This is a genomic window from bacterium, assembly GCA_024226335.1.
GTDB lineage: Bacteria > Myxococcota_A > UBA9160 > SZUA-336 > SZUA-336 > JAAELY01.
Window position 1 is genome coordinate 1 of sequence record JAAELY010000115.1, and the last position, 1,279, is coordinate 1,279.

A 1,279-nucleotide genomic window follows, 5' to 3' on the forward strand; every position below is an offset into this window, starting at 1 on the left:
AGAGGGCGCATAGGGAAACACGACCTCATCACGCTCGCCGTACACCGGCCAGAAGTACGCCGTTCGCATCTTGCCCTTGGCCTTGCGACCCGCACGGATCGGCGTCTCGTCCATCGCCACCACTCGACCCGAGAGGATCGGTAAGCGCTCAGCGAAGGGCGTCGTTGACGGTGGACGGCAGAAGCGCGGGGTGGACGCGGTGCGGGAGGAGCGCTTCGTAGTCTTCGACAGTGTGCGCTTCGGGTAGGCGGGCGGCGATGTGGGTGAGGTACACGTGAGGCTCGAGACCGTTGGCCTTGGCGGTCTCGATCAGGCTGTAGAGGTTGGCGCTGGCCCGAGCACCGCCAGGGGTATCGGCGAGGGCACCTGGAAGCTCGATCCCACTGCCCCAGGCAAGACCCGCGTCACCTTCACCATGCATCTCTAGCCCGGCGGCGGGATTCCTCAGTGGATCATCAATGCGCGCATCGTCGGCACGCCGTTCAAAGCACTGACGAATCTCCGGGAGACTCTCGGTCGCTAGGTGTGGGATGTCCGTAGCTTGTTGACGCACTTCCATGAGTCGCTGCATCGACCCGACGCGGTATCGAGAGCATGCTTTCGATGAATTCGAATCTGGTCTCGTTCTGCATCCAGAGCTTGGTACTCGTTCCCACTCGAGACACTCGGGCTCAAGAGCGGTGCTCCGCGTCAGGGCCTTCCTGTCTATGAGGCCCGAGTTGACATAGCGCTACTTGTCGGTGACAGCGCGAAGACCCAGCTCGTTCTTCCAATCCGCTGGCGATCGCGTCAATGAACTCCTGGTTCAACATCTCGCTGGAAATCGAAGGTGCCACCTCGCATAGAAGCGGGCACGCGGATAGGAAGTATAGCACCCCTGCCTCACTAGCCGCGGACGCGGAAGCTCGTACACCCGAGCCTGCCCCGCCTTGATGACGTTGTTTCTCGCGGGTGCGCCGATGATGACGGTGTCGCCGCCACCACTCATCGCCACCGACTCACCGGACCGATCGACTGCGCCTTCGCCGTCGATGTCGCTGCCGCGCTGCACCCAGGCGCCGCCGCTCCAATCAAACACCCGAGCCTGCCCCGGCGAGTCGCCGCCGCCGTTCTCGGGTGCGCCGATGATGACTGAGTAGCCGTCACCACTCATCGCCACCGACCAACCGGACCCATCGCCTGCGGTTTCGCCGTCGATGTCGCTGCCGCGCTGCACCCAGGCGCCGCCGCTCCAATCAAACACCCGAGCCTGCCCCGCACCGAAAGCGATGTTGTTTTG

Annotated in this window: 1 protein-coding gene and 2 pseudogenes; all 3 read right to left on the reverse strand. The window is 63.6% G+C overall.

Going from position 1 to position 1,279, the window contains the following annotated elements:
• Positions 1-126: pseudogene (locus tag GY725_04800) on the reverse strand (transposase).
• A gap of 22 nt (positions 127-148) precedes the next feature.
• Positions 149-358, reverse strand: a pseudogene (locus GY725_04805) (transposase domain-containing protein).
• A 447-nt stretch (positions 359-805) separates the two neighbouring features.
• A partial coding sequence (locus tag GY725_04810) for a hypothetical protein (protein ID MCP4003495.1) occupies positions 806-1,279 on the reverse strand: 474 nt, incomplete at its 5' end.